Genomic DNA, 25,088 nt, shown 5'->3' on the forward strand with positions numbered 1-25,088 from the left:
ATCCGGCGCTTTCCGCGCCCTCCCCTGACCCCACCTGCATCACCGCCATGAACGACGCCCTCAAACGCTGGATGGACAAGAGTTCCGAGATCAACGAGCGCGCAGCCAGCGCTGCCGTGAATGCGTTCGACTGGCTGTTCAACAAGGAAAGCCTGGTCAAGTCCGGCAAGACGCCCTACACCGTGATCCACACCGGTGACCCGATGTCGGTACGCTACTACGACCTGGCCGACGAGGAGATCCCACTGGCCGACGGCAGCCTATTGGCCGTGAACAAGAAGAAACTGGGGATTCCGCTGGTGCTGGTGCCGCCCCTCGGCGTGACCACCGAGACCTTTGACCTGATGCCCAACCGCAGCCTGGTGCGCTACATGGCGGCACGGGGTTTCCGTACCTACCTGATCGACTGGGGCACACCGGAGCGGCGCCATGCCGCCTTGAGCATGCGCGACTATGCCGACCGGCTGATGGCCGAGGCGCTACAGGCGGTGCGCGAGCACAGTGGCCAGCAGGATGTAAACCTGATGGGCTGGTGCATGGGCGGCTTGCTAGCGCTGATCCATGCCGGGTTGCCCGACACCCAGGGCATCCGGTCCATCGTCACCGTGGCCAGTCCCATCGACATGCGCGGTGGCGGCCTGATTGCCGGGGTGTCGCGCATCATCAATACGCCGGCGAAGTTCATCGCCCACTACACCGACTTCCGCCTGAACAAGCTCAACCCCGAGTCCTTCCACGCACCGGGTTGGGTGACGGCACTGGCGTTCAAGCTGACCGACCCCATCGGGTCCATCACCACCTATTGGGACTTGCTGGTCAATCTGTGGGATCGTGAGTTCGTAGAGTCGCACTCGACCACGAGCGACTACCTCAACCACATGCTGGCCTACCCCATCGGCATGGTCGGCGACATGTTCACCAAAGTGGCCATGCACAACCAGATGGCCAAGGGCGAGTTCGTGCTGGAGCGCGACCGCGTGTCGCAGTTCAGCCGCATCCAGGCACCCATGTACGTATTCGCAGGATCCAAGGATGTGCTGGTGGGTGCCAGTACCGCGGAGCATGTGCTTGACGTGGTCGGCTCCACCGACAAGCGCTTCGAGGTCGCCCCCGGCGGACACATGGGGGTGATCCTGGGCTCGAGCTCCCAGCGCGCGGTGTGGGAGCGCGCTGCCAACTGGCTGGAACAGCGTTCCGACGCCCCCGTGGCGGCAAAACGCCGGGCCCCCGCACGCAAGATGGCCTCGACCGTGGCTGCCAAGGCGCCATCGCGCCGCAGCAAGGCCGCTGCTGGCGCCTGACCGACCGCGATCAGGTTGGATTGGAGGAAGCGCCCGTGGCTGTGGCGCGTGAACGGCGCGGGGCGACTACCCGCGCCGGGCGCTTGCTGGCACCAGCCGGACGCCGGGACGGTGTCGCGCGTTTCGCCGGTGCAGCCACCACGACCTTGCGCGCCAGCGCCAGGTATTCCTGAAAGCTGTTGCGGATGCACTGGGCCAGCACCTCCGGGTCGGGCACCTGCTCGGCACAGGCCGTGAAGGAGACCACGATGGTGTTGCCGTAACCGGTCACCGAGAAGACCAGGCCCATGCCGTCGTGCACAGGCATGATGGCCGACAGGTAGGTCAGGCGCGCACCCAGCAGGTACAGCGGCTCGCGCGAGCCGGGAATGTTGGTAATGGCGCAGTTGGCCAGCGGCGCCCATTCGCCCGACACCACGGCCGCCGAGCGCAGCATCTTGCTGGTAGCGGCAAAGGCCATCGATGGCACCTGCTCGGCCAGACTGGTGAGCTCGCGCGCACTCAGGGCGTGCACCATCGTGCTCGATGCCTGACTGGCCTGCTGGATATGGGCCAAGCGCTCCACCGGGTCTTCGATGCCCGTCGCCAGCCCCAGACGCACCCAGGAAAGGCGCGGACCGGCTTGACCGGCCACACGTTCGCTCTGTACGGCCACCGGCACGGCGGCTACCAGATCGTCCTTGGGCAGCTCGTCCTGGATCTCGAGGTAGGCCCGCAAGCCTCCGGCACACACGGCCAGGACCACGTCATGGACGGTGGAGTCAGCCACCAACGTTCGGATTTGCTTGAACTCATCGAGCGCGAAACGGCGGGTTTCGAACACCCGTTGCGAGGACACCTCGGTGTTGAAGCGTGTCATGGGAAACGCTGGCGGCACCCCCCGCAGTTCGCGCGACACCGCTTCTGCGGTGGCGCGGAAGGCCTGCCAGGCCTTGCCGACCGGGCGCCACAAGCGCAGCGGCCAGGACGCCATGTGGAACCCGGCTCGCCACAGCAGCGTCAGGTCGCCCGGTGGGTCCTCCGGGAACCAGGGGGCAGTCGGTGGTGCCGGGTGCACTTCGGGGGTCAGGTCGTGCAGCAGGCGGGTGATTTCGTTGCCATGCTCAACGTCGATCGCCGCGTGGTGAATCTTGAGCAGGATGGCAAAGCTGCCTTGGGGCAGGTCGAGGAAACTGTCCAAGCCCTCGATCACGTACATCTCCCACAGCGGGCGGCTCAGGTCCAGTGGCCGGGCATGGATGCGTGAGCTCTGGATACAGAACTGGCGCCAGTCACCGGGTTTGGGCAGCGCGATGTGGCGGACGTGGTACTCGAGCTGGAAGTTGTCGTCCTCGACCCAGTAGGGGTAGTCGAGGTTGAGCGGCACCTGCACGATCTTCTGGCGGAACAGGGGCATCCGGTCGAGCCGACTCTCGACATGGGACAGGATCTGCTTGAAACGGACCACCCCCCCCGGCGCCGTGGACTGGTCATAGATGTGGACCAGGGTCACGTTGGAGTTGGCGTGGGCACTGTCCGAGTAGATGTAGGCCGCGTCGTGTTCGCTGAGTTGTCGCATGGGTATTGCTACGTGTCAGATGGTGGCCGGGTAGGTGGCCAACGATGCCGGGCCCGAGGTCCAGTCCAGCACGGTATCGAGCATGCCTGTGGGCGCAAACGGCTTCCAGCCGTCTTCCGGCTGTGACAGGCGCTCCGCAATCATGGCCAGCACGATGCCATTGAAAACCAGCCCGCAGTGGCTGCCGGGCACACGCACGTTTTCGTGCAGGCGCGGGTCGCCGTCGACCGTGGCCTCCTGCGGCGGGACCACGCCATCGGTGAGTGAATAGAAACAGCTGGTCGGAATGGCCGGGCGACGACGCTCGCGCAGGGCCTTGGCGCGGGGTTGCATCATGTGGGCCGAGGCCCCCAGGCGGTGCGAAACCAGCCGGTACAGCGCGCGCACCAGGGGCGGCGACTGGTTGCCATTGGCGTCAATGGTGACGGGGCTACCCAGGGTGATGATGTTGCGCACACACTCGGGCGCATGCTGCGCGCCGTACAGGGCAAACACGCCGCCGAGGCTCCAGCCCACCAGGCTGACCTTCTTGCCCGTGGTGTGGTGCAGGTAGCGAATTTTCTGCGGCAGCGCGGTGGTGAGCTTGCTGCGGAACCCCACATTGCGCCCCAGTCCCCAGGTGTGGACGTCATAGCCCTTGCGCTGAAGGAAGGTCTTGAGCACAAACAGGGTCGCGTCGGAGGCCATGAAACCGGGTACCAGCAGTACCGGGTGACCGTCCCCGCGCGGCGCGTTCAGCAGCAGGGGCAAGGTGGCCGGCAGTGCGGCGAACTCGGCAAATGCCCGCGCCTCCATCAGCGAATGCAGGGACAACGGGGGGCCTTCATGTTGGTGGCGGGCAACGTGGCTGCGACGTGGCATGCGGGCGGCTTCCTTAGGAATAGAAATACTCGGCTCAGTTTAGGGGAATTCACTGGCTTGTGCGTCTCTTGCGCGCTGCAGCAGCACTACTCTTGGGACACCACTCTAATTTGGGCAAAAAAATACCCGCGCACTGGCGGGTTGGGTGGAAATTGGCTGCCGAGCATTGATTTCATTTGCTCGACAGCTATTGATTTCATAGCTCACTGACAGTGCTTCCGTCTGTCCTGCAAGCCGGGCGACTTGCCCACTGTGGGCTCGCTATCACCTTGGTGACACCCATGATGGCTATATCACCGCTCAATGACGGCGGAAGCAGCTTTCGTACGAAACGGCAGCGCCAGACATGGTGGCCTGCAGTCGGGCGATGGCGCGGGAGTGCCGTTGGGCATCCTGGGCATTCTGCAGGTGGGCGCTGTGCTTCTGCACCAAGCGGTTGAACTTGTTGCGGCAGGCTTCGAGCACACCGGCGAAATTCAGCGCGATATAGGCAGAGTGGTCTTCGTGGCTTTGGCGGAATTCGTCGGACCAATATCCAAACTGTTGACCTTTGTAAGTACCTTTTTCGGGAACTTTGATCGTGTCTTTGCGCATAAATCCCATCATCTGGTTCATCAATCGGCCCGGAGTCCAACGGCTTCGGGAGCGGTGTCTGGGCGTATGACGCACCATCCCGGGATGCGGTTGACACATTTTTGTGAAAAAAGTTACCGTCGAGGTACAGCAGACTCTTTTTGCACCACGGTGGTGCAAATTTCCCATGGGAGAACGACGCTTGCAACAGGAAATCAACGCACCGCTGCCACTGCTGGACGCTCACGGGCAGCTGGTTCGCCCCGGCTGGGCCCGACAACCGTACTGGAACTACGAGCGCCAGGCCATCCGTGCACCGCGCTGGCGCATCAAGGAGTGGGACTACTACAGCCTGTTCGGGGACGACGGCCGATTCGCGCTGACCCTGACGCTGGCCGACTTGGGCTATTTGGGTCTGGCTGCCGTCTGTTATGTGGATATGGAGTCCCGGTTCTTCCACCAAGTGGACGCGCTGATTCCGTTCCCTATGGGTCGCCTGGGTCTCGGCCCGGACAGTAACAGCGGGCGGGTGCAGTGGGCAAACCGCGACCTGGCCCTGGACTTCGACTACCGCCCGGGTGCCCGGCACCTGCGCTTTCGCGCATCCAGGCTACGCAACGCGCGGGGCGACCAGGGCCTGGAAGGCGAAGTGGTGTTGCGCCAGGCAGCGGACCTGCAGAGCATGAACATTGCCACCGCATGGCAGGAGAATCCCCGCGCCTTCTACTACAACCGCAAGATCAACCACCTCCCCGCTGAGGGTCACATGCAGATAGACAAGACCGGCTACACCTGGAATCCCGAGCGCGATTTCGGCGCGTTGGACTGGGGACGCGGACACTGGACCTACCGCAACCGCTGGTATTGGGGGTCGGCCTCGGGGTGGCACGAAGGCCACCGGCTAGGTTGGAACATCGGTTATGGATTCACCGACCGCACACCGGCCTCCGAAAACACCCTGTTCTGGGACGGTATCGCCCACAAGCTGGCCGAGGTCGAGTTCCACTACAACCCGCGCAACTACCTGGAGCCGTGGCGTTTCAGCAGTTCCGACGGACGCTTCGAGATGAGTTTCGCACCCGCGCTGGACCGGAAATCCCACACCCACCTGGGCCTGATCCGTTCCGAGCAGCACCAGGTGTTTGGGCATTACAGCGGGCGGGTGGTGCTGGACACCGGAGAGGTGGTGCAGGTCGCGCGCATGGCCGGTTTTGCCGAAGACGTTCTCAACTGGTGGTAACGGCCCGCACAGGGCAACGGCGTCAGTGCGGAAGAAAGCCCACGGAGCGGTGTTCCCGCACTTCAGGCTTGACTCGGTGCTCCGCCTCCAGCTGCTCCAGGTATTCGAGCGGGGTCCAGGCCAAACCCAGCACCTGCGCCTGGGCGCTAACTGCCGCAAAGTCGCCCAGGCAAAGCTGATCAAGCGCCGCCAGTCGCTGTGCCATCGCATCCGATAGTGCTGCCTCATCTCCCTGGCAGGCATCACGCACAAAAAGATGCCGTCGTTGCGTTGGCGTCAAGGACAGAAATCCGATCTTGAACTGGAACCGTCGCAGTGCAGCAGCGTCCAAGCGCTCCACCTGGTTGGTGGTACAGATAAAGGTGCCCGCAAACTGCTCCATGCACTGAAGCAATTCATTGACCTCCGTGACTTCGAACTGGTGCCGGGCACCACGCCGGTCCAACAGGAAACTGTCGGCCTCATCGAGCAGGAGAATGGCCCCCTGCGCCTGCGCCTCGCGGAACATGGCGGCCAGAGCCTGTTCGGTTTCTCCGACATACTTGCCCAACAGGTCGCTGGCGCGTCGCACAGTCAGGGAACGACCCAGCTGCTGTGCCAGGTGACGCGCCAGGGCGCTCTTGCCGCTGCCTGGGGGGCCATGGAAGCACAGGCTGGCATGGGGCCGCACCCGCAACGCGCCGAGCAACTGCGGCATGGAATAGCGGCTTTCCAGATGCAGCATGTCAAGGTCGTAGGCGATCGCCTCAGCGCCCATCGGGCCCGCGCCGAGTTCCTGTCCGAGGGCGACAGCAGCGTTCGCCAACTGACGCTCCATCAAGGCTTCGATGGCCTCTCCACTGGCATCGGCACCGGCAGCCAGCTGGGCAAAGCGCGCCGCCGTTTGGATGTGGGCCACAGTCAGCGCCTTGCGCTGCACCAGTTGCTCGCAATAAGCCTTTGACACCGGCAATGTACCCACCGCGGACTCGACCAACCGCTGGCGGGACTTGGGTGGCGGGGTGCGCAGTTCCAGGTGGTAGGCAAAGCGGCGCCGATAGGCCGGGTCGATGTGGTCGATGTGGTTGGTGACCCAGAGGGTCGGGACCACGTTGGCCTCCAGCACCTGATTGACCCAGGCCTTCCCGCTCACACTGGTTCCACCGGCCGTGCGCCCATCACCGACGCCGTGCAAGACGGTGACCGGGCGGGGAAAGACATCCTCCACTTCGTCAAACAGCAGCACGGCATTGGCGCTGCTGCGCAGGAAAACCTGCGCGATCTGCAGCGAACGGTAGCGATCGCGGCCGCTGAGGGCGTTGCCGTCGCGGTCGGCATATTCCACTTCGTACAGGTCCATGCCGCAACTCTGGGCCAGTACCCGCGCCAGCTCGGTCTTGCCGGTCCCGGGTGGACCGTAGATGAGCACGTTGACGCCCACTGCCTTGCGCTGCACAGCGTGGCGCAGCAAGGATTGGAGCGCCTGCACATCCTGCTCGACGAAGGAGAAATGATCCGGCGACAACGCGCTACGCACCGCGCGGCGCGTGAAAACCGCCATGAGGTCGGCCGGGTCCTGGTATTCCCGCAACAGCACTGGTGGTAGCTTTTCGCTGACCTTCATCAGGTCGGCAAGATCCGTGATGTTGTGTTCCAGGATGAGGTTTTCCAGCAGCCCGGTGCGCTCCAGCCGGGAACCGGCCCGCATGGCTTCGCCCAGCTCCTGGGCGCTGACACCGGCCACCTCGGCCAGCGCCTGATAGGCCTGCTGGGCGCTGCTGACCTTGAACTCCACCAGCACGCTGCGCATGTCGCGCTGGTACCGCGCCAGAGTGCCGTACAGCAGCAAGGCGCGTTCGGCCTTGTTGAGCTGCAGCACCCCAGCGAGCGCATTGATGTTCTTTTCCACCAGGGTCGACTGCTTCTTGAGTGCACGCTCCAGCCACTGTGCCGTGCAGGACAACACCGCCATCAGCTCCTTGGCGTGGTCCTTGGCGAAATCGTCGAGGAAATAGAAGAGGGTGGATTCGTCGTAGCTGCCCTTCCACTGCCCAAAGCGCACGAGGAATTCAGTGTCGTCGAGCTCCTGCTGACCCCGCCAGAGATCATTGTTTCGGCAGCGGGATGCCAGAAAGCTGCGCAGGCGCCCAAGCGGGGCCTGGGGCCACACCAGATGGCGTCCGACCACCGCGACGAGCCCCATGATGTCGCGGCGCAGATTGAATGCCACGCCGGGGCCGACCGCGAGCAGCAGCACGAAACGCGAGCACATCAGTTCCAGCACCGGCGCTTCCTGCAAGCCCGGGGTGGGAATCCAGTGCCCGTCCAAGGGAACGGAAACCAAGCGTCGCACCATCTGCTGCCTCCGGTGGAACCTGTTCGGAAATGCACGATAGCGGATTCAAGGACCCATGGGAAGAGCCCCGCGGACCATACCCAATGGAATAACCCCATGCTTGTTTTGCATAACTATCGTTGGTAATGGCGATGTAACCGCGGTACGCCTTTTTAAAATTGCACTCCCGCAGTGTGCTGCATCGCAGCAAGTCTCCCGAGACCTCTTCTCCAATCCGCGTTGGTCCGCCAGCCCGCTTGGAAAAGACGTTTTCAAACTTAGGAGCTTTCCCATGAACTCACCCGTAATGCAGGGCCTGCCGCTGAACACGCCCAGCTATGTCAAGAACGCCAAGGTCATCGCCTGGGTCGCCGATATGGTGGCCCTGTGCAAGCCCGCCGCCATTCACTGGTGCGACGGCTCCAAGGAAGAATACGACCGCCTGTGCCAGCAACTCGTCGACGCAGGCACGTTCAAGAAATTGAACCCGGCCAAGCGTCCCAACTCCTTCCTGGCCTGCTCCGATCCTTCGGACGTGGCCCGCGTGGAAGACCGCACCTTCATCTGCTCGGAAAAGAAGGAAGACGCCGGCCCCACCAACAACTGGATGGCCCCCGCAGAAATGCGCGCTACCCTGCAGCCCCTGTTTGACGGTTGCATGGCTGGCCGAACCATGTATGTGGTGCCTTTTTCCATGGGCCCGCTGGGCAGCCCGATCGCCCACATTGGCATCGAACTGTCGGACAGCGCCTACGTGGCGGTGAACCAGCGCCTGATGACCCGCATGGGCAAGGCGGTGTTCGACGTGCTCGGCACCGACGGCGAATTCGTACCCTGCCTGCACACCGTCGGTGCCCCCCTGGCCGCTGGCCAGAAGGACACCACCAGCTGGCCCTGCAACCCAAAGACCAAATACATTGTCCACTACCCCGAGACCCGCGAAATCTGGTCCTACGGTTCCGGCTACGGTGGCAACGCGCTGCTGGGCAAGAAGTGCCTGGCCTTGCGCATCGCTTCCACCATGGGCCGCGACCAGGGTTGGTTGGCCGAGCACATGCTGATCCTGGGTGTGACCTCCCCCGAAGGCAAGAAGTACCACGTGGCGGCGGCCTTCCCCAGCGCCTGCGGCAAGACAAACTTCTCCATGTTGGTGCCCCCGGCTGGCTTCAACGGCTGGAAAGTCACCACCATCGGCGACGACATTGCCTGGGTCAAGCCGCAAGCCGACGGCAGCCTGCGCGCCATCAACCCCGAAGCCGGCTACTTCGGCGTGGCTCCCGGCACCAACACCCTGACCAACCCCAACTGTATGCACAGCCTGGACAAGGATGTGATCTTCACCAACGTCGCCCTGACCGACGACGGCGACGTATGGTGGGAAGGCATGGAGAAGGACGGCCACAACCCCGACCACCTGATCGACTGGCAAGGCAAGGATTGGACGCCCGCCATTGCCCGCGAAACCGGTGCCAAGGCCGCCCACCCCAACGCCCGCTTCACCGTGGCCGCCACCAACAACCCCGCGCTGGACAGCGAGTGGGACAACCCCGCCGGCGTGAAGATTGACGCCTTCATCTTCGGCGGCCGCCGCTCCACCACCGTGCCGTTGGTCACCGAAGCCCGTAACTGGGTGGAAGGTGTGTACATGGCTGCCACCATGGGCTCCGAGACCACGGCCGCCGCCTTCGGCGCCCAGGGCGTGGTGCGCCGCGACCCCTTCGCCATGCTGCCCTTCATGGGCTACAACATGAGCGACTACTTCCAGCACTGGCTCAACCTCGGCGCCAAGCTGCAGGCCAGCGGCGCCAAGGTGCCCCCGATCTACTGCGTGAACTGGTTCCGCAAGGGTGCCGATGGCAAGTTCGTCTGGCCCGGCTATGGCGAAAACATGCGCGTGCTGAAGTGGATGATCGACCGCATCGAAGGCACGGCCAAGGGCGTGGACACCGGTTTCGGCGTGGCACCGGCCTACAGCGAGATCAACTGGAACGGTCTGGAATTCAGCGCTGAGCAGTTTGCGACTGTCACCAGCCTGGACAAGGCCGCTTGGTCCGAGGAGTTCAAGTTGCACGACGAGCTGTTCACCATGCTGTCCTACCACCTGCCCCAGGAACTGGTCGCCACCAAGGACAAGCTGCGCGCTGCCCTGACGGCCTGACGAGCAATCGCGGTGGGCTATGCCTGCCGCGCCATTGCCGCCCAAGCAACAAAAAAGCCACCCGAAGGTGGCTTTTTTGTTGGCGCAATCCGTCCCGAACTCAATCGCCGGCGCGGGCCTGGGCGCAACGGATCTCGGTCAGGATACGGGGATCGTGACCGGCCAGTTCCCACAGTTGGGCTTCCTGGGCACGCTGGCGGCTGGCGCGCATGGCGGCGGACGCTTTGCGCACCAAGGCCGCACTGGCACGGCGCAGCGCGGGGGCAAACAGGGCCAGCAGGACAAACACGGCCATCCACAGACTCACCCATGCGAGCAGGGAATCGCTGTCGAGCCAGGAGTCGATCACCTGGTGGGCGATGGCCAAAGTGGCGGCAATGCCGACTGCCAGCACGATGCCGGAAGCGGTGCGGGTGCGTGCGGCGACGGAGCCCCACACGGGAGAGGCGTTGGCACTGACGGTAGGGTTGTATTCCTGACGGGGGGTGAAGGCCGGGACAAAACGGGTCATGGCGAGCTCTTGGGTAAAGTGCATGGCATTTCTCTTGGTTTGGGGTATGGGTCGTATCCTAGGGTTTTTACTAATGCTGGTCTACTTTAGTTTGGTGATTTAAACTATTCACAAAACTTATGCATGATTCTCCCCAGTGCTGCGCAACTTTGACCTGAACCTGCTGAAAGTGTTCGACGCGGTCATGAATGAACGCAACCTGACACGGGCCGCACAGCAGTTGTCCCTGACCCAACCCGCCGTCAGCAATGCAGTGCGGCGCCTGCGTGAGGCCCTGGGTGATGAACTGCTGGTGCGCCAGGGGCGGGCACTGGTCCCAACTGGACGTGCCTTGGCCCTGTGGCCTGCCGTGCGCAGCGTGCTGGACACGCTGCAGGACTCCCTCGCACCGAGCGTGTTCGATCCATCGTTGGCGCACTCCACCTTTGTGCTGACCTTGGCCGACTCCACGGCCGCCGAGCTGATGCCGCCGCTGGTGGAAGCCATCGCCGCCCAAGCGCCGGGCGTGTCGCTGCGGGTGGTGCCGCTGACGACGCGCGACCCACGCAAGATGCTGCAGGACGGGCAGGCAGATTTGGCCATCGGCCACTTCCCTGCGTTGGTGGCCGACCTGGGTGACCGCTCGGCTGCCGATGGCAGCGTGCCGTTCATGCACCAGCGACTTTTCGAAGGCGACTACGTGTGCGTGATGCGCCACGGGCACCCGCTGGCCCGTCAGGAGCTGACGCTGGAACACTACTGCGCCGCCCGGCACATGCTGGTGAGCTTTTCCGGGCGGGCCTACGGCTTCGTTGACGAGGCATTGGCCTCGCTGCAGAAGTCGCGCCGCGTGGTGCTGACCGTGAACCAGTTCTTCACCGCAGGGCGCGTGGCCGTGCAGTCAGACCTGCTCGCGGTGCTGCCGCGACGCTTTGTCGGCGTGACCGGATTTGCCGACCAGTTGCTGATCCGCGAGCTGCCCTTCCGGGTACCACCGATCCAGGTCGATGCGGTCTGGCACCCGCGCCACCAGGGTTCGGGGGCCCATGCCTGGCTGCGCGACCTGATTGCGGCCCTGGCAGACAAGGCGTTCCTGGCATGAAGATCCAACTGCTTTCCGACCTGCACCTGGAAACGCACCCCGACTGGCGCAGTGCAGCGCTCCCCGACGCCGACGTGCTGGTACTGGCCGGCGATATCGGCTCGTACCAGGCGGGATCACGCCTGGCGGGCATGCACTTCGGACTGGAGCATTTCAGCCCTTTGAACGGCTGGCCGACACCGGTGCTGTTCGTACCCGGCAACCACGAATACGACGGCATGGACTTCGACGAAGCGCATGCACGCCTGCGCTCAACCTGCAGAGCTTTGGGGATCCACTGGCTGGAACGCGAAACACTGGTGATTGACGGGGTGCGTTTCGTCGGCACAACCCTGTGGACCGACTTTGACGCACTGGGCGGTGATGAAAAGGCTCGGACTAAGGCATTCCGGGCTGCAAACTACTACCTGCAGAAGACCGGAACCACGCGCGCAGGCTTGCCGTGGTTGGCTGAAGGAATACGCGAGCAGGCGCTCAGCTGTCAGCAGTGGCTGCGCAGCGCGTTGCAGGCACCCTTTGACGGTCCGACCGTGGTAGTCACGCACTTTGCCCCGAGCCTGCACAGCGCCGACCCACGCTACGGCCGAACTCCCGGCACGGCGGGTTTCTGCAACGAGCTGGACGAACTGCTGCATCACGCCCGGCTGTGGCTGCATGGACACCTGCACGCGCCCAGCGACTACGTGCACCGCGGCTGCCGCGTGGTCGCCAATCCGCTGGGCTATAGGCGCAAGGGCGAGCAGCAGCACCATCGCCCCAATTTGCTTATTGATATGGACGATTTGCCTACACTGTTCGCAGGAGGACCCAACTATGAAGATCCTGCTGGCCGTTGACGGCAGCCCCTACAGCAAGAAGATGCTGGCCTACCTGAGCACGCATGAAGCGCTGCTCTCGCCGCAGCATGACTACACCCTGTTCACCGTTCAGGCTGCGCTGCCACCCCGGGCCCGCGCCGCCGTGGGCAAGGAAGTGGTGCAGGCCTATTACGCCGACGAATGCGAGAAGATCCTAGCGCCGGTGGCGAAGTTCCTGACCCGGCATGGCATCAACGCCAAGTCAGCCTGGAAGGTGGGCCATGCGGGGCAGGAGATTGCCAAGCTGGCCGAGGACGGCGGCTTTGACCTTCTGGTAATGGGGTCCCATGGGCATAGCGCCCTGGCCAACCTCGTGATGGGTTCCGTCACCACGCAAGTGCTGGCCCACTGCAAGGTGCCGGTGCTGCTGGTGCGCTGAGGACGCCCAGGCTTTCGGTGGCGCCAGCGCCTATGCTGGCAGAAGCAGGGGGCCTACTTGGTCACGCTCGTCTTGGCAGCGCTTCGGCGCGACGGCCCCGAGTCCCGGTGTAGGCTGACCTGCGCTCCTTCTTGCAAGGCACGGGACAAGCGGTCGATGACGGCGGAATGCAGGTTCCAGCAGTGCCAGTACAGGGGAACGCGCGTGTGTGTGCCCGGACACAGGTCCACCAGCGTGCCTTGGTCTATGCGGCCCTGCACCAGCAGCCGTGGCAACACACTGGCGCCCCAACCATCGCATACGGCGCGTACCTGGCCCTCGGAGCTGGGGACGAAACGCTGCTTCAGGCTCACGCGCTTGAGCCCCAGGGCCTGTGACACGAATTCGGCCTGCAGGTCATCCTTGCGGTTGAAGGCCACGAAGGCAATCTGGCGGAAGTTGTGGGCCGTGAGCCCCTGCGGGCACTGCTTTCTGGCGTAATCCGGGGACGCCACTGCCACATAGTCCATGGCCCCCAGGAATTCGACCTTGCAGCCACGCAGCGCGTTGTCCACGGTGGTGACGCAGCCCAGCACTTGCCCCTCGCGTAGCCACTCGTGGGTGAAGTCCTGGTCGTCGGTGATGATCTCCAGCGGGATTCCGTCCTGCACTACAGAACTCAGGGCCGGCAAGGCCCAGGTGGCAATGCTGTCGGCGTTGATGGCGATCGCCACGCGCTCCTCTTCCTTGTCGGAACTGCTGCCTGGCGTCAGTTCATGCAGGTCGGTTTCCAGATCGGCACGCAGCAGGCGCATCTGCATGGCGTGCTTGATGAGCAAGCGCCCTGCGCTAGTGGGCTTGACCGGGCGGCTGCGCACCAGCAGCACCGTGCCCACCTGGGCTTCCAGCGCGCGCAGGCGCTGCGACACCGCAGACTGCGTGATGGACAGGCGCACGGCGGCGCGCTCGAAGCCGCCTTCTTCCACGATGGCGGCCAGGCATTCCAGGGCATCGGTATCGAAATTGCGCATGGGCACAAATTATTAGACTTGCTAATGAATTTGTAAACAAGTTCATTTTGCTTTTGTTTTCAAGGGCGCTCCCGCACACTCGCGCCCCATGAAAATCATCGTCCTTGGCGCTGGCATCATCGGCGCAACCACAGCCTGGCACCTGCTTGAGAGCGGGCACGAAGTCATTGTCGTCGACCGCCAGGCCGACGCAGCGCTGGAAACCAGCTTTGCCAATGCGGCCCAGATTTCGGTGAGCTACTGCGAGCCGTGGGCCAACCGCGAAGCGCCCTGGAAAGCCCTGAAGTGGATGTTCAGCAAGGAAGCCCCGCTGCTGTTCCGCCCGCAGAATCCGTTCGGCAAGGGCTTTGCCCAGTACAGCTGGGGCTTGGAGTTCCTGGCCAACTGCAACGACGCTGCCTTCGAACGCAATGTGCAGCAGCTGGTGGCGCTGGGTTCCTACAGCCACGCCGCGCTCAAGGACATCGTGGCTGCTACCGGCATCGAATACAACCGCCTGGAAAAGGGCATCGCCCACTACTACGTGGACGAGAAATCCTTCGCCTCGGCCGCCAGCGCTGCTGCGCTGATGGGCAAGTACGGCGTGAACCGCCGCGTGGTGAGCCGAGAAGAACTGCTCAACATCGAGCCAGCCCTGCGCCAGATCGGTGACAAGATCGTCGGCGGCACCTACACCGCCAGCGACGAATCCGGCGACGCCCGCGTGTTCACCCAGGAACTGGTCAAGCGCTGCCAGGCCCGCGGCGCCCAGTTCCTGTGGAAGCACGACGTGGTGCAGCTCTTGGAGCAGGGCGGCACCGTGCAGTCGGTCCAGGTTCGCGACCGCGACACCGGGCTGAGCCGCACCCTGAACGCCGACCACTATGTCGTAGCCATGGGTTCGTATTCCGCTCCCTTGCTGAACAGCGTGGGCGTGCGCCTGCCCATCTACCCCGGCAAGGGCTACAGCGCCACCTTCAAGATCCTGCGCCCCGAACTGGCCCCCATGGTGTCCATGCTGGACGACAGCGTGAAATGCGCCATGAGCCGCCTGGGCGATACGCTGCGCATCGCCGGCACCATTGAAGTCGGTGGCTATGACCTGTCGCTGGACACCCCCCTGGCCCGCGCCCGTTGCCACATGCTGGCCCGCCGCGTGGAAGAGGTGCTACCCGGCGTGTGCGACACCCGCCTGCCCGAGCAGGGCGGCGACCCGCAGTTCTGGACCGGCCTGCGCCCGGCCACCCCGACCAACATCCCGTACATCGGCAAGACCAAGGTCGGCAAACTGTGGGTCAACGCCGGCCACGGCACCCTGGGCTGGACCCACGGCGCAGGCTCCGGCAAGGCCATGGCGGAACTCATCTGCGGCCACCGTCCTGATATGGCTTTCAACTTCTACGGCCCGGTGCCGCAGAAGGTGTGGAGCCCGGCGGGCAAGCTCAAGGCGGCCTGATTTTCCGTCTTGGTCTGGAATGACAGAGAGGGCACCTTCGGGTGCTCTTTTTGTTTTGGGGGTTTGCTGCGGTTTCGTGTTGCGCTGGTGGTGGTTCGGTGGCTTTGCCTTGCAGGCGGCTTCCTCACAACCCCCACTCACCCCCCGCCCTCTCGCCCCGCCGGGCGAGAGGGAGCTAACAGCCACATTTGGCCGCGTGTGCAAACGAAGGGAGTGCACGCGCCGATTGGCGTTGGGACACGGCTTTGTGCCAAATTGGCCTGTAGCCCAGGTACACACAGCGCAAGAAGCTACCAAATTCATAGCTACACAAGCACCTTCCCCACCTGCACAGCGCCCACGTACCCATGGCGCGTGCACATCCCTTGTTTACCGTGTCGGCCAAATCGGCTGTTCAGGCTCCCTCTCGCCCGGCGGGGCGAGAGGGCGGGGGGTGAGTGGGGAAGTTGAGGAAACCGCCTGCCAAGGCAAAGTCTCCGAATGCCCCATACCGCCACACGACTGGAAATAAAAACCGATTCACCCCCCATGCGCCTTCACCAGCGCCTGCAGCAGCGCCCGCGTCGCCCGAGACGGCTGCGGGCTTTTGCGGGTGATGGCGAAGAACTCGCAGCGGTAGCCCAGGGTGCCCGGGTTGATGGGTCGCATGAGCCCCATGTGCACGAAGTGCGCGGCGTAGTGGTCGGGCAGGAAGCCCAGGAACTCGCCGCTGAGGATCAGGGTGGCGATGGATTCCTGGTCGAAGCCGGTAGCGGCGCGGGTCATGCGCTCGCGCTGGGCCAGTTCCATGTTGGGCGAGTGGTAGCCCAACCCGGCGAAGCGGTAGCCGCGCAGGTCGGACCAGTCCACGGTGTCCACCGCCGCGCGGTACAGCGGGTGGCCGGAGCCACAGTACATGTACATCTTCTCGTCGAACAGGCGGTCGTAGCGCAGCAGCTCAGAACTTCGGTGGCCGGGGATGATGCCGATCTGCCAGCTGCCGTCGAGCACGCCGCGCTCGATGGCGTTGAGCGTGGCCACGTGCAGGTTCAGCGCCACGGACGGTGCCTGGCGGGTGAAGTCGGCCAAGGCCTTGTGGATGCGGCTGGCGGGGTTGGTGGCGGTCTTGTCGAACACCGCCAGGTGCAGCTGCCCACCCATGCGCTGGTGGATTTCATCCACTCCGGCCCGGAAGGCGTCGGTTGCGGCCAGCAGGGCCGTGGTCTGGGCGTAGATCTGCTCGCCCTCGGCCGTAAGTGCGAACCCGGCCCGGCCGCGGCGACACAGGGTCAGCCCCAGACGCGTTTCCAGGTCCTTGATGTGGCGGCTCACGGTGCTGGTGCCGATGTTGAGCTCCAGCTCGGCCGCGGCCATGCCGCCGCAGTCGACCACGGCGCGGAACACGCGCAACAGGCGCAGGTCCATGTCGCTGATCTGGCCCAGAACGGCCTTGGATTTGGTTTTCATGACAGGTCTCCGGACAGCCACCCACCCGTGAGGAAAGCGGCATTACTTTCATTTTTTCTCAAACAAATAGTGATATTTGAGACTTTATAAGAGTAACCGGACTCTCCACAATGCAGGCATACCACTTGGAGACCTTTCATGAAAGCCAATGACATGCCGACCACGCCGGTCACCGTCAGCACCGACGCCTTTTCCGCCACCCCCGCCTCCATGGACGCGCACTGGATGCCGTTCACCGGCAACCGCGACTTCAAGGCCCACGCTGCAGGCAATGGCCAGCGCATGCTGGTGAGCGCCCAAGGTTGCTACTACACCGATTCCACCGGTCGCAAGATTTTCGACGGGCTCTCCGGCCTGTGGTGCAGCGGCCTGGGTCATGCCCGCGCCGAGATCACCGAAGCCGCTGCGCGCCAGATGGCCACGCTGGACTACTCGCCCGCCTTCCAGTTCGCACACCCCCTGTCCTTCCAGTTGGCCAACAAGCTCAAAGAGTTGACCCCCGCCGGACTGGACCACGTGTTCTTCACCGGTTCCGGGTCCGAGTCGGCCGACACCTCGCTCAAGATCGCCCGCGCCTACTGGCGCACCAAGGGTCAGGCCAGCAAGACCCTGCTGGTGGGCCGCGAGAAGGGTTACCACGGCGTGAACTTCGGCGGCATTTCGGTTGGCGGCATCGTCGGCAACCGCAAGACCTACGGCCAGGGCGTGCAGGCGGACCACATCGCCCACACCCAACCTGCCAACGGCTCCTTCCACCGCGGCCAACCCGCCACCGGTGCCGAGCTGGCCGATGACCTGCTGCGCGTCATCAACCTGCACGACGCCTCCAACATTGCCGCCGTCATCGTCGAGCCCTTCAGCGGCTCCGCCGGTGTGGTGATCCCGCCCGTGGGCTACCTACAGCGCCTGCGCGAGATCTGCACCGCCAACAACATCCTGCTGATTTTTGATGAAGTCATCACCGGTTTCGGCCGCGCCGGCGCCTACACCGGTGCCGAGGCCTTCGGCGTGACCCCGGACATCGCCAACTTCGCCAAGCAGATCACCAACGGTTCGCAGCCGCTGGGCGCCGTGATGACCAGCAAGGACATCTACGACACCTTCATGGCCGCTGGCGGCCCCGAGTACATGCTAGAGTTCGCCCACGGCTACACCTACTCGGCCCACCCAGTGGCCTGCGCCGTGGGCCTGGCCACGCTGGACATCCTGGTGCGCGAGAACATGGTCGAGCGCGTGAAGGAGCTGGCGCCCCACTTCGAGAACGCCGTGCACAGCCTCAAGGGCAGCCCGCACCTGGCCGACGTGCGCAACTTCGGTCTGGCTGCTGGCCTGACGATTGCGCCCGTGCCCGGCGAGCCCGCCAAGCGCCCCTACCAGATCGCCATGGCCATGCTGGACAAGGGCTACTACGTGCGCTTCGGTGGCGACACCATCCAGCTGGCACCGCCCTTCATCAGCACCCGCGAGCAGATAGACGGCATGGTCAACGCCCTGGGCGAAACCCTGCGCGCCATCGCCTGAGTTCGAGCCCCGCTGTGCACATCGCCATCCTGACCTTCGACGGCTTCAACGAGCTCGACTCGCTGATCGCCTTCGGCATGCTCGGCCGCCTGCGGCTGCTGGGCGACCAGGATTGGCGCGTGAGCATTGCCAGCGCCACGCCACGCGTGACCTCCATGAACGGCCTCACCATCAACGCCCATTGTGGCCTCGCAGAGGCTTGCAGTGCGGACGCGGTGCTGATCGGCAGCGGCATGAAAACCCGCGAAGTCGCGGCCGACGCCGCCATCATGGACCAGCTGCACCTGGACCCTGCGCGCCAACTGCTGGCAGCACAGTGCTCGGGCACCTTCCTGCTGGCCAAGCTGGGCCACACGGCCAACCTGGCCGCCTGCACCGACCTCACCAGCAAACCCTGGGTGCAGGCCGCGGGCGTGAACGTGGTGAACCAGCCCTTCGTGGCCCAGGGCAACGTGGCCACTGCGGGTGGCTGCCTGTCCGCCCAGTACCTGAGTGCCTGGCTGATCGCGCGACTCAAAGGGCTGGACGCTGCCCGCGAGGTGCTGCACTACTTCGCCCCCGTGGGCGAGAAGGACCTGTATGTGGAGCGCGCCCTGGGCCACCTCCACGCGAGCGGACAACTTTCGCAGACGCTATTCAATTCATAGCTGCTTACGCATGTTCCATGCGGGCAGAAACCCGATTTCATTCCAAGAACTGAGCCAACCATGAGCACTACCACCCTTCCCACCATCGGCCACATCATTGGCGGCAAAGCGTCCCAAGGCGGCAGCCGCAGCCAGGACGTGTTCAACCCCGCCACGGGCAAGGCCGAAAAGCGCGTGCTGCTGGCCGACAAGCTGACCGTGGAGCAGGCCATTGCCAACGCCGAAGCAGCCTACCCCGCCTGGCGCAACACCCCCCCGCTCAAGCGCGCCCGCGTCATGAGCAACCTGAAAGTGCTGCTGGAAAAGCACGCCGATGAACTCTGCGCGCTCATCACCGCCGAACACGGCAAGGTGCTGGCCGACGCCCTGGGCGAACTGCAGCGCGGCATCGAGAACGTGGAATACGCCAGCTACGCCCCCGAACTGCTCAAGGGCGAGCACAGCAAGAACGTCGGCCCCGCCATCGACTCCTGGAGCGAGTTCCAGGCCCTGGGCGTGTGCGCCGGCATCACTCCCTTCAACTTCCCCGTCATGGTGCCGTGCTGGATGTGGCCCATGGCCGTGGCCTGCGGCAACACCTTCGTATTGAAGCCCTCCGAGCGCGACCCCAGCTCCACCATGCGCCTGGTCGAACTGGCGCTGGAAGCCGGTCTGCCCCCGGGCGTGCTCAACGTGGTCAACGGCGACAAGGAAGCCGTGGACACACTGCTGCGCGACCCGCGCGTCAAGGCCATCAGCTTCGTGGGTTCCACGCCGATCGCCGAGTACATCTATTCCGAAGGCTGCAAGCACGGCAAGCGCGTGCAGGCTCTGGGCGGCGCCAAGAACCACGCGGTGGTCATGCCCGACGCCGACATCGGCAATGCCGTCTCGGCCCTGATGGGCGCGGCCTTTGGCTCCTGCGGCGAGCGCTGCATGGCCATCCCCCTGGTCGTTGCCGTGGGCGACGCCGCCGGCGACGCCGTGGTGGCTGGCATTAAGACTGAGATCGCCAAGATGAAGGTCGGCCCCGGCACCGCCCCTGGCATGGACATGGGCCCGCTGGTGACCAAGCCGCACTTCGAGAAGGTCAAGGGCTATGTGGACCAGGGCGTGGCAGAAGGTGCCACACTGGTGGTGGACGGGCGTGGCCTGAAGGTCGCTGGCCATGAGGACGGCTACTTTCTCGGCCCTTGCCTGTTCGACAACGTCAAACCTGGCATGAAGATCTACCAGGAAGAGATCTTCGGCCCCGTGCTCGGCGTAGTGCGCGTGAAGACCCTGCAGGAAGCCATGGACCTGATCGACGCCCACGAATACGGCAACGGCACCTGCATCTTCACCCGCGACGGTGAAGCGGCCCGCTACTTCACCGACAACATCCTGGTCGGCATGGTCGGCGTCAACGTGCCCCTGCCCGTGCCGGTGGCCTACCACTCGTTCGGCGGCTGGAAGCGCAGCCTGTTCGGCGACTTGCACGCCTACGGCCCCGACGCCGTGCGCTTCTACACCAAGCGCAAGACCATCACCCAGCGCTGGCCCTCGGCCGGTGTGCGCGAAGGTGCGGTGTTCAGCTTCCCCAGCAGTCGCTGAGTCCGAATCCGTTGCGTGATCAAGAACGGGCGCTTTCGCACCCGGCTTCAAAATGAAAAAACACCGCCTCGGCGGTGTTTTTTCATTGTCGATTGCAAAGAACCCGCGCGGGTTCCTGTGCGTCTTTACAGCACCAGGCCAACCAGGGGGGACGGTGCAGAAGCAACTCGGCGGGCTTCAACACCCTCTGCGCGCACTTGCTGACGGGTCTTCACCACGGGTTGCGCCATGGTCTTGCGCAGTTCGGAAATGCTGGTCCCCGTTGTCACGTCCACCACATCATTCTGGTGCGCGGCGCGATCGGCGATGGCTGCAGCCTTGACTTGGGCGCGGGTCACGTCGCTGCGGGCGCTCATGGCGGCACGCAGGTTGTCGATGTTCACACCGGTCGTGGGATCGATATTGGCAGCCATGGCTTGGCCACCAGCCAGCACGGCGAAAGCGATAACGATGGAAGATGCGATTGTCTTGTTCATGATGAGATTCCTTTCAAGTTGAAGATCCCGCCAGGTGGCAACGCTGCCGCCGGTGGCAGTATCGATGGGGCGTTTAAGGTTCCGTCTCGTCGATGGAATGAACTGTAAAATTTCTTCGGATGACGATAAATAGCGTCAGTAGCACATGTTTATTGCCAAATTAGCAATAAACACCCTCTTGAATTCCTGCGAGGTGGTCTATGGATCGACTCTTGTCCATGCGCGTGTTCGAGCGCGTTCTCGCCGAAGGCAGCTTTTCCGCAGCAGCGCGGGCGCTCGATCTGTCCCCCGCCGTAGTCACACGGCTGGTGGCGGACCTGGAAGAGCACCTGGGCACGCGGCTGCTGCAACGCAGCACGCGCAAGCTCTCTCTCACCGACGCCGGTGAGCAATACCTGGCCCGGCTGCACGGCATCCTGCAGGACATCGACGATGCGGAAGCGCTGGCCAGTACCCTGACCCAGCAGGCACGCGGCACACTGCGCGTCTTGGCACAACCGGTCCTGGCCACCCATGTGCTGGCGCCCCTGGTCGCAGGGTTCGCGCAACGCTACCCGGACATCCTGCTCGACTTGCAGGTTCGCGCATTCAAGAGTCCCCCGATCGAAGACTACGACCTCACCATCTTCGGTGCACCCGCCAATTTTGATGGCGACATCATTGCGCGAAAGATCGTCAGTGCACGCGCCATTTTGGTGGCGTCCCCGCAGTACCTGCGCGCACACGGCAGCCCCCAGTCCCCACAGGACCTGCAACGGCACCGATTCCTGCAGCTGCACGCTGACACCATGCTCCCGCCCATCGCGCGGCTGCAGCGCATTGACGCGGCCACACCCCCGGAAGCTTTTGCCGTGCGGCCCCTACTGCGCTCGAACCACGTCGACACCCTGCTCCAAGCTGCGCTGGACGGTGCGGGCATCACCGGTGCCTCGCTGGAACTGGTTGCAGCACACCTGGCCAAGGGAACTCTGGTTCATGTGCTACCCCAGTGGATGCTGGGCGAGCTGGTGATGTACGCCGCCCTGCCCACACGCAAATTTCTGCCGCAGCGCACCCGGGTGTTTCTGGACTACCTGACCGAGCACACCCAGCGGGCTGTAGTTCGTGCGTCACGCATGGATTAAAACGACGGTATTTACCAAGGGTTCAGAGGGCTCAGGCCACTCTGATTTGAAGCCGCTTTGCATTTACGTTGGGCAGGTCTTGCTGCGCAACCTAACCTGCCCACTGCAGTTGGTCACGGGAAGTTGTGTGACCGAGGTGCTTTCAGCAGAAACCCTTTGTGACACGGTCAGCGGCACCTGGAAGCTTGCGTTCGGCTAGAGGCAGAACGAGCGTTTTCCTGGCGGTGGCACTCCATCCTCTACCGTTCCATTGCTATGGTGGCCTGACTGACCCTGGTTCCCGTGGACCAAAAACGTAATCACACCGACCACCCCGACGCCGTGCGCTTCTACACCAAGCGCAAGACCATCACCCAGCGCTGGCCTTCCGCCGGCGTGCGCGAAGGTGCGGTGTTCAGTTTCCCCAGCAGCCGCTAAGGCTCGGTGAATGCCCCGTGGGGGCGTGACGGGTTGTCCTTGCGTATGATGGCGTCAGTGCTCCAGTAGGGCACAACGCCCATTGCATGGCTGCATCGACCACTCTCCTTCATTTCGCCGCACGTTTACGGCTCCTGCTGCGCAAATGGGCACGGGAAAGTGACGCGGTAGCGCCCAAAGCCGCCCGGGTGAGCGTGCTGCGGCTGCGGCTGCTGTGCCCCATTGTTGCGCTGCTCAATGCGGTACACGTCGGCATCTTTTACCTCGCCTGGCGCTCCAATACCGCCGACGATGTGACGGTGCAATGGCAGTGGTCCCTGATGGTGGCACACGCCGTCATGGGCGTGCTCATGCTGGTAGCCAGTGCTGTCGCCCACCGCATCGTCCGGACCCCAAGCGCAGGTGCCATTCGGGTGTTCCCGGCGGTGGTCATGGCGCTCGGTCTGGGGTTTGCAGTCAGTGTGGTGGTTATCGACCAGTGGGTGACACCCAGCATCACCCCGTTTCTCATCGCCAGCCTGGCCACCGGCCTCGTGGTGTATCTGCGTCCCGCATCAGCCACTGCGCTGTACCTGGTCACGTACGGCCTCTTCTATCTTGGCCTGGGCCTGCAAGCGAGCGCCCCAGCACAGCTGCTGTCCAACCGGCTCAACGGCATTACCGCCTGCGTCCTCGGCTTGTCCTTGTCCATCGTGCTGTGGCGCAAGTTCACCATCATCACCCGCCAGCACGCCCAGCTCGCACAGGCCAATGCCGCTCTGGAAAAGCTCACGCGGCTGGACGGTTTGACTGGCCTGTACAACCGGGCAACGTTTGTCGAGTTGTCGCAACGCGAATTGGCCCGGGCGCGGCGCGCAGACAGTACCACCGCCATCCTGCTGCTGGACCTGGACCATTTCAAGCAGGTCAACGATTCCTGGGGCCACCCGGCAGGCGATGCGGTGCTGCGCCACGTGGCGTCATTGCTCACGGGAACGGTGCGCAACACCGACCTGGTCGGTCGGCTGGGCGGCGAAGAATTCATGGTGTTGCTGCCCGACACCAACGCAGTGGACGCCTTGGCCTTGGCCGAGAAGTTGCGGCAGCGCTTCGAAGGCAACCCGGCTTCGTGGGACTCCGGGGCCATCCACGTGACGGTCAGCATCGGCATGGCCAGCACCGATCCCGATGCTGCCGTGGGTTTCGACACGCTGTACCAGGCCGCCGACAAAGCGCTCTACCAGGCCAAGCAGCAGGGGCGCAACCGCGTGGCCGCTGGCCAACCCTGACTGCCCTTCTGGCGGAACCGAGCGGGCTTGCGTTGGCGCGGCGCTGGTGCTACCGTGCGCCCCATGGTGCAGCGTCCACTCGTCTCCCGCATCCTGGCCACCATGCTGGCGCTCGCCTGGTGCCATGCATCCGCCCAGGACCTGCTGCGCGCCTCCGTCAGCACCGCCTGGAACATGCCATTTGGCGACGTGCAGGGCGACCGAATCCATGGCGGCATCTTATTCGACCTGTACAAGGCCATAGCACAGAAGGCGGGGCTGACCCTGGTGCCCGTGGTGCTGCCGCGCAAGCGTATCGACGGTGCCGTGGTGAACGGCGAAGTCGACCTGCGCTGCTACTTCAACCCGAAGTGGACGTCCACGCCCGATTCCTACGATTGGAGCAAGCCGCTGTTTCCGATCCAGGACGTGCTGTTCGGGCACACGGGAACGGCTGAACTCCGCTCGGTGCAGGACATCGAACGCGGCACCGCCATCAGCACCGTGCTGGGCTACAGCTACCCCACGCTGGAGCCCTTGCTATTGCGCGGCGACCTCAAGCGCGACGATTCGGTGGACGAGGAGAAGGTCCTGCTCAAGATGACGGCCGACCGCACCCCCTACGGTGTCGCCAAATCCATCGCACTGGACTGGTACAAGCGCCAGGTGCCGCACCACCAGTTGGCGCCCTGGCGCCTGGTCATCGACAGCGCCGATGTGTACTGCGCCGTTCCGCGCAACACCAGCATTGCCGCACCGCGCCTGCTGGGGGCAATCGAGGAGCTGCGCAAGTCGGGGCGCATCGATGCCATCCTGAAGGCCTACAGGTAAACACGACTGCGGCGGACCTTGAGTTCGGAGCGCTGCAACTTACCCTCCAGCCGCCGCTGGCGCGAGGCGCGCGTGGGCCGGGTGGCCTTGCGCAGCACCGGCACCTGCGCGCCCTCAGCCACCCACGCCAGCAAGCGCGCCATGGCGTCCTGGCGGTTGGCTTCCTGGGTGCGGTAGCGCTGGGCCTTGAGCACGAACACACCGTCCTTGCTCAGGCGCTGGTCGCGCCGGTGCAGCAAGCGCTGCTTCACCTCGTCGGGCAAGCTCGACGCAGCCACATCGAATCGCAGGTGGATCGCGGTGGACACCTTGTTGACGTTCTGGCCCCCGGCACCCTGGGCGCGCACGGCATCGAGTTGCACTTCGTCAGGGAGCACGGCAATCGGTGGATGGTGGGGGGACGTCATGGCAGGGGCAATGATCGCATGGCGCGGCATCAGGATTGCTAATGCAAACGCAGACTTGGTAATCCAGCTTTTCAAACCCCTGGGGGCAGGCGCACACTGCGCTGCACCTCAACCCATTCACC

The 25,088-nt window shown here is 64.1% G+C and carries 23 protein-coding genes; 14 read left to right on the forward strand and 9 right to left on the reverse strand.

Features of this window, described 5'->3' with window-relative positions; translation table 11 throughout:
• Window positions 1-47 precede the first annotated feature (47 nt).
• Entirely contained in the window at window positions 48-1,301 is a 1,254-nt protein-coding gene (locus tag RQP54_RS05070) for an alpha/beta fold hydrolase (protein ID WP_315677078.1), read from the forward strand.
• 10 nt (window positions 1,302-1,311) lie between these two features.
• Here the strand turns inward: RQP54_RS05070 and RQP54_RS05075 are convergent, their stop codons facing one another.
• From RQP54_RS05075 to RQP54_RS05085, 3 genes are all read right to left on the reverse strand, one after another.
• Entirely contained in the window at window positions 1,312-2,859 is a 1,548-nt protein-coding gene (locus RQP54_RS05075) for a wax ester/triacylglycerol synthase family O-acyltransferase (RefSeq protein ID WP_315677079.1), read from the reverse strand.
• A gap of 15 nt (window positions 2,860-2,874) precedes the next feature.
• Window positions 2,875-3,720 carry an alpha/beta hydrolase gene (locus tag RQP54_RS05080; RefSeq protein WP_315677080.1) on the reverse strand — a complete coding sequence of 282 codons (846 nt, stop codon included), beginning with the start codon at window positions 3,718-3,720 and terminating at the stop codon, window positions 2,875-2,877.
• Between the two features lie 300 nt (window positions 3,721-4,020).
• Window positions 4,021-4,335, reverse strand: a complete 315-nt coding sequence (locus tag RQP54_RS05085; RefSeq protein WP_315677081.1) for a hypothetical protein — start codon at window positions 4,333-4,335, stop codon at window positions 4,021-4,023.
• Window positions 4,336-4,480: 145 nt separating this feature from the next.
• On the opposite strand from RQP54_RS05085, the gene RQP54_RS05090 reads away from it, so the two are divergent.
• Window positions 4,481-5,533, forward strand: coding sequence for a DUF2804 domain-containing protein (locus tag RQP54_RS05090; protein ID WP_315677082.1), 1,053 nt, complete (start codon window positions 4,481-4,483; stop codon window positions 5,531-5,533).
• 22 nt (window positions 5,534-5,555) lie between these two features.
• On the opposite strand, the gene RQP54_RS05095 is transcribed toward RQP54_RS05090, so the two are convergent.
• Window positions 5,556-7,868: an AAA family ATPase gene (locus tag RQP54_RS05095; protein ID WP_315677083.1), complete on the reverse strand. Its 2,313-nt coding sequence runs from the start codon at window positions 7,866-7,868 to the stop codon at window positions 5,556-5,558.
• A 271-nt stretch (window positions 7,869-8,139) separates the two neighbouring features.
• Between RQP54_RS05095 and RQP54_RS05100 the strand changes: the two genes are divergently transcribed.
• Window positions 8,140-10,005, forward strand: coding sequence for a phosphoenolpyruvate carboxykinase (GTP) (locus RQP54_RS05100; RefSeq protein ID WP_315677084.1), 1,866 nt, complete (start codon window positions 8,140-8,142; stop codon window positions 10,003-10,005).
• Between the two features lie 100 nt (window positions 10,006-10,105).
• Here RQP54_RS05100 and RQP54_RS05105 read toward each other — a convergent pair whose 3' ends face one another.
• Window positions 10,106-10,540 (reverse strand): hypothetical protein, encoded by a 435-nt coding sequence (locus RQP54_RS05105; RefSeq protein WP_315677085.1) that lies wholly within the window; start codon window positions 10,538-10,540, stop codon window positions 10,106-10,108.
• Window positions 10,541-10,652: 112 nt separating this feature from the next.
• Between RQP54_RS05105 and RQP54_RS05110 the strand changes: the two genes are divergently transcribed.
• From RQP54_RS05110 to RQP54_RS05120, 3 genes are read left to right on the forward strand one after another with little or no spacing between them, the layout of a single operon-like run.
• On the forward strand, window positions 10,653-11,597 hold the full coding sequence (locus tag RQP54_RS05110; protein ID WP_315677086.1) for a LysR family transcriptional regulator: 945 nt from the start codon (window positions 10,653-10,655) through the stop codon (window positions 11,595-11,597).
• Window positions 11,594-12,433, forward strand: coding sequence for a metallophosphoesterase (locus tag RQP54_RS05115; protein ID WP_315677087.1), 840 nt, complete (start codon window positions 11,594-11,596; stop codon window positions 12,431-12,433). The genes RQP54_RS05110 and RQP54_RS05115 overlap by 4 nt, the downstream gene beginning before the upstream one ends.
• A complete protein-coding gene (locus RQP54_RS05120) occupies window positions 12,411-12,833 on the forward strand; it encodes a universal stress protein (protein WP_315677088.1) in 423 nt (140 codons plus the stop codon). The genes RQP54_RS05115 and RQP54_RS05120 overlap by 23 nt, the downstream gene beginning before the upstream one ends.
• A 53-nt stretch (window positions 12,834-12,886) precedes the next feature.
• Here RQP54_RS05120 and RQP54_RS05125 read toward each other — a convergent pair whose 3' ends face one another.
• A complete protein-coding gene (locus tag RQP54_RS05125) occupies window positions 12,887-13,843 on the reverse strand; it encodes a LysR family transcriptional regulator ArgP (protein WP_315677089.1) in 957 nt (318 codons plus the stop codon).
• An 88-nt stretch (window positions 13,844-13,931) separates the two neighbouring features.
• On the opposite strand from RQP54_RS05125, the gene RQP54_RS05130 reads away from it, so the two are divergent.
• Entirely contained in the window at window positions 13,932-15,278 is a 1,347-nt protein-coding gene (locus RQP54_RS05130; RefSeq protein ID WP_315677090.1) for a D-amino acid dehydrogenase, read from the forward strand.
• A 519-nt stretch (window positions 15,279-15,797) separates the two neighbouring features.
• Here the strand turns inward: RQP54_RS05130 and RQP54_RS05135 are convergent.
• Complete coding sequence (locus tag RQP54_RS05135) at window positions 15,798-16,724, reverse strand: LysR family transcriptional regulator (RefSeq protein WP_315677091.1); 927 nt, start codon at window positions 16,722-16,724, stop codon at window positions 15,798-15,800.
• Between the two features lie 153 nt (window positions 16,725-16,877).
• Here RQP54_RS05135 and RQP54_RS05140 point away from each other — a divergent pair, with 153 nt between their 5' ends.
• Genes RQP54_RS05140 through RQP54_RS05150 form a run of 3 tightly spaced genes read left to right on the forward strand, consistent with a single transcriptional unit; the run spans window position 16,878 to window position 20,464 of the window.
• Window positions 16,878-18,245 (forward strand): aspartate aminotransferase family protein, encoded by a 1,368-nt coding sequence (locus RQP54_RS05140; protein ID WP_315677752.1) that lies wholly within the window; start codon window positions 16,878-16,880, stop codon window positions 18,243-18,245.
• Between the two features lie 14 nt (window positions 18,246-18,259).
• Window positions 18,260-18,892 (forward strand): DJ-1/PfpI family protein, encoded by a 633-nt coding sequence (locus tag RQP54_RS05145; protein WP_315677092.1) that lies wholly within the window; start codon window positions 18,260-18,262, stop codon window positions 18,890-18,892.
• A 60-nt stretch (window positions 18,893-18,952) separates the two neighbouring features.
• The gene (locus tag RQP54_RS05150; protein ID WP_315677093.1) at window positions 18,953-20,464 is read left to right on the forward strand and encodes a CoA-acylating methylmalonate-semialdehyde dehydrogenase; all 1,512 of its coding nucleotides are present in this window, start codon (window positions 18,953-18,955) and stop codon (window positions 20,462-20,464) included.
• A gap of 125 nt (window positions 20,465-20,589) precedes the next feature.
• Here the strand turns inward: RQP54_RS05150 and RQP54_RS05155 are convergent, their stop codons facing one another.
• Window positions 20,590-20,940: a hypothetical protein gene (locus RQP54_RS05155; RefSeq protein ID WP_315677094.1), complete on the reverse strand. Its 351-nt coding sequence runs from the start codon at window positions 20,938-20,940 to the stop codon at window positions 20,590-20,592.
• Between the two features lie 200 nt (window positions 20,941-21,140).
• On the opposite strand from RQP54_RS05155, the gene RQP54_RS05160 reads away from it, so the two are divergent.
• The 4 genes from RQP54_RS05160 (at window position 21,141) to RQP54_RS05175 (ending at window position 24,559) form a co-directional block, all read left to right on the forward strand.
• A complete protein-coding gene (locus RQP54_RS05160) occupies window positions 21,141-22,064 on the forward strand; it encodes a LysR family transcriptional regulator (RefSeq protein ID WP_315677095.1) in 924 nt (307 codons plus the stop codon).
• Between the two features lie 282 nt (window positions 22,065-22,346).
• Window positions 22,347-22,481 (forward strand): hypothetical protein, encoded by a 135-nt coding sequence (locus tag RQP54_RS05165; protein ID WP_315677776.1) that lies wholly within the window; start codon window positions 22,347-22,349, stop codon window positions 22,479-22,481.
• An 86-nt stretch (window positions 22,482-22,567) separates the two neighbouring features.
• Window positions 22,568-23,749: a GGDEF domain-containing protein gene (locus RQP54_RS05170; protein ID WP_315677096.1), complete on the forward strand. Its 1,182-nt coding sequence runs from the start codon at window positions 22,568-22,570 to the stop codon at window positions 23,747-23,749.
• A 63-nt stretch (window positions 23,750-23,812) separates the two neighbouring features.
• Window positions 23,813-24,559 carry a transporter substrate-binding domain-containing protein gene (locus RQP54_RS05175; protein ID WP_315677097.1) on the forward strand — a complete coding sequence of 249 codons (747 nt, stop codon included), beginning with the start codon at window positions 23,813-23,815 and terminating at the stop codon, window positions 24,557-24,559.
• Here the strand turns inward: RQP54_RS05175 and arfB are convergent.
• A complete protein-coding gene (gene arfB, locus RQP54_RS05180) occupies window positions 24,550-24,966 on the reverse strand; it encodes an alternative ribosome rescue aminoacyl-tRNA hydrolase ArfB (RefSeq protein WP_315677098.1) in 417 nt (138 codons plus the stop codon). The two genes, RQP54_RS05175 and arfB, sit on opposite strands and share 10 nt — an antisense overlap.
• Window positions 24,967-25,088: the final 122 nt, after the last annotated feature.

The organism is Curvibacter sp. APW13 (assembly GCF_032337135.1).
Lineage (GTDB): Bacteria > Pseudomonadota > Gammaproteobacteria > Burkholderiales > Burkholderiaceae_C > Allorhodoferax.

Coding starts and splice junctions, on each gene's coding strand:
- RQP54_RS05125 (WP_315677089.1), bottom strand. CDS start 13,843: ATGCGCAATTTCGATACCGATGCCCTGGAATGCCTGGCCGCCATCGTG.
- RQP54_RS05085 (WP_315677081.1), bottom strand. CDS start 4,335: ATGAACCAGATGATGGGATTTATGCGCAAAGACACGATCAAAGTTCCC.
- RQP54_RS05070 (WP_315677078.1), top strand. CDS start 48: ATGAACGACGCCCTCAAACGCTGGATGGACAAGAGTTCCGAGATCAAC.
- RQP54_RS05105 (WP_315677085.1), bottom strand. CDS start 10,540: ATGCACTTTACCCAAGAGCTCGCCATGACCCGTTTTGTCCCGGCCTTC.
- RQP54_RS05150 (WP_315677093.1), top strand. CDS start 18,953: ATGAGCACTACCACCCTTCCCACCATCGGCCACATCATTGGCGGCAAA.
- RQP54_RS05135 (WP_315677091.1), bottom strand. CDS start 16,724: ATGAAAACCAAATCCAAGGCCGTTCTGGGCCAGATCAGCGACATGGAC.
- RQP54_RS05090 (WP_315677082.1), top strand. CDS start 4,481: ATGGGAGAACGACGCTTGCAACAGGAAATCAACGCACCGCTGCCACTG.
- RQP54_RS05075 (WP_315677079.1), bottom strand. CDS start 2,859: ATGCGACAACTCAGCGAACACGACGCGGCCTACATCTACTCGGACAGT.
- RQP54_RS05130 (WP_315677090.1), top strand. CDS start 13,932: ATGAAAATCATCGTCCTTGGCGCTGGCATCATCGGCGCAACCACAGCC.
- RQP54_RS05095 (WP_315677083.1), bottom strand. CDS start 7,868: ATGGTGCGACGCTTGGTTTCCGTTCCCTTGGACGGGCACTGGATTCCC.
- arfB (WP_315677098.1), bottom strand. CDS start 24,966: ATGACGTCCCCCCACCATCCACCGATTGCCGTGCTCCCTGACGAAGTG.
- RQP54_RS05155 (WP_315677094.1), bottom strand. CDS start 20,940: ATGAACAAGACAATCGCATCTTCCATCGTTATCGCTTTCGCCGTGCTG.
- RQP54_RS05170 (WP_315677096.1), top strand. CDS start 22,568: ATGGCTGCATCGACCACTCTCCTTCATTTCGCCGCACGTTTACGGCTC.
- RQP54_RS05080 (WP_315677080.1), bottom strand. CDS start 3,720: ATGCCACGTCGCAGCCACGTTGCCCGCCACCAACATGAAGGCCCCCCG.
- RQP54_RS05140 (WP_315677752.1), top strand. CDS start 16,878: ATGCCGACCACGCCGGTCACCGTCAGCACCGACGCCTTTTCCGCCACC.
- RQP54_RS05160 (WP_315677095.1), top strand. CDS start 21,141: ATGGATCGACTCTTGTCCATGCGCGTGTTCGAGCGCGTTCTCGCCGAA.
- RQP54_RS05175 (WP_315677097.1), top strand. CDS start 23,813: ATGGTGCAGCGTCCACTCGTCTCCCGCATCCTGGCCACCATGCTGGCG.
- RQP54_RS05100 (WP_315677084.1), top strand. CDS start 8,140: ATGAACTCACCCGTAATGCAGGGCCTGCCGCTGAACACGCCCAGCTAT.
- RQP54_RS05115 (WP_315677087.1), top strand. CDS start 11,594: ATGAAGATCCAACTGCTTTCCGACCTGCACCTGGAAACGCACCCCGAC.
- RQP54_RS05120 (WP_315677088.1), top strand. CDS start 12,411: ATGAAGATCCTGCTGGCCGTTGACGGCAGCCCCTACAGCAAGAAGATG.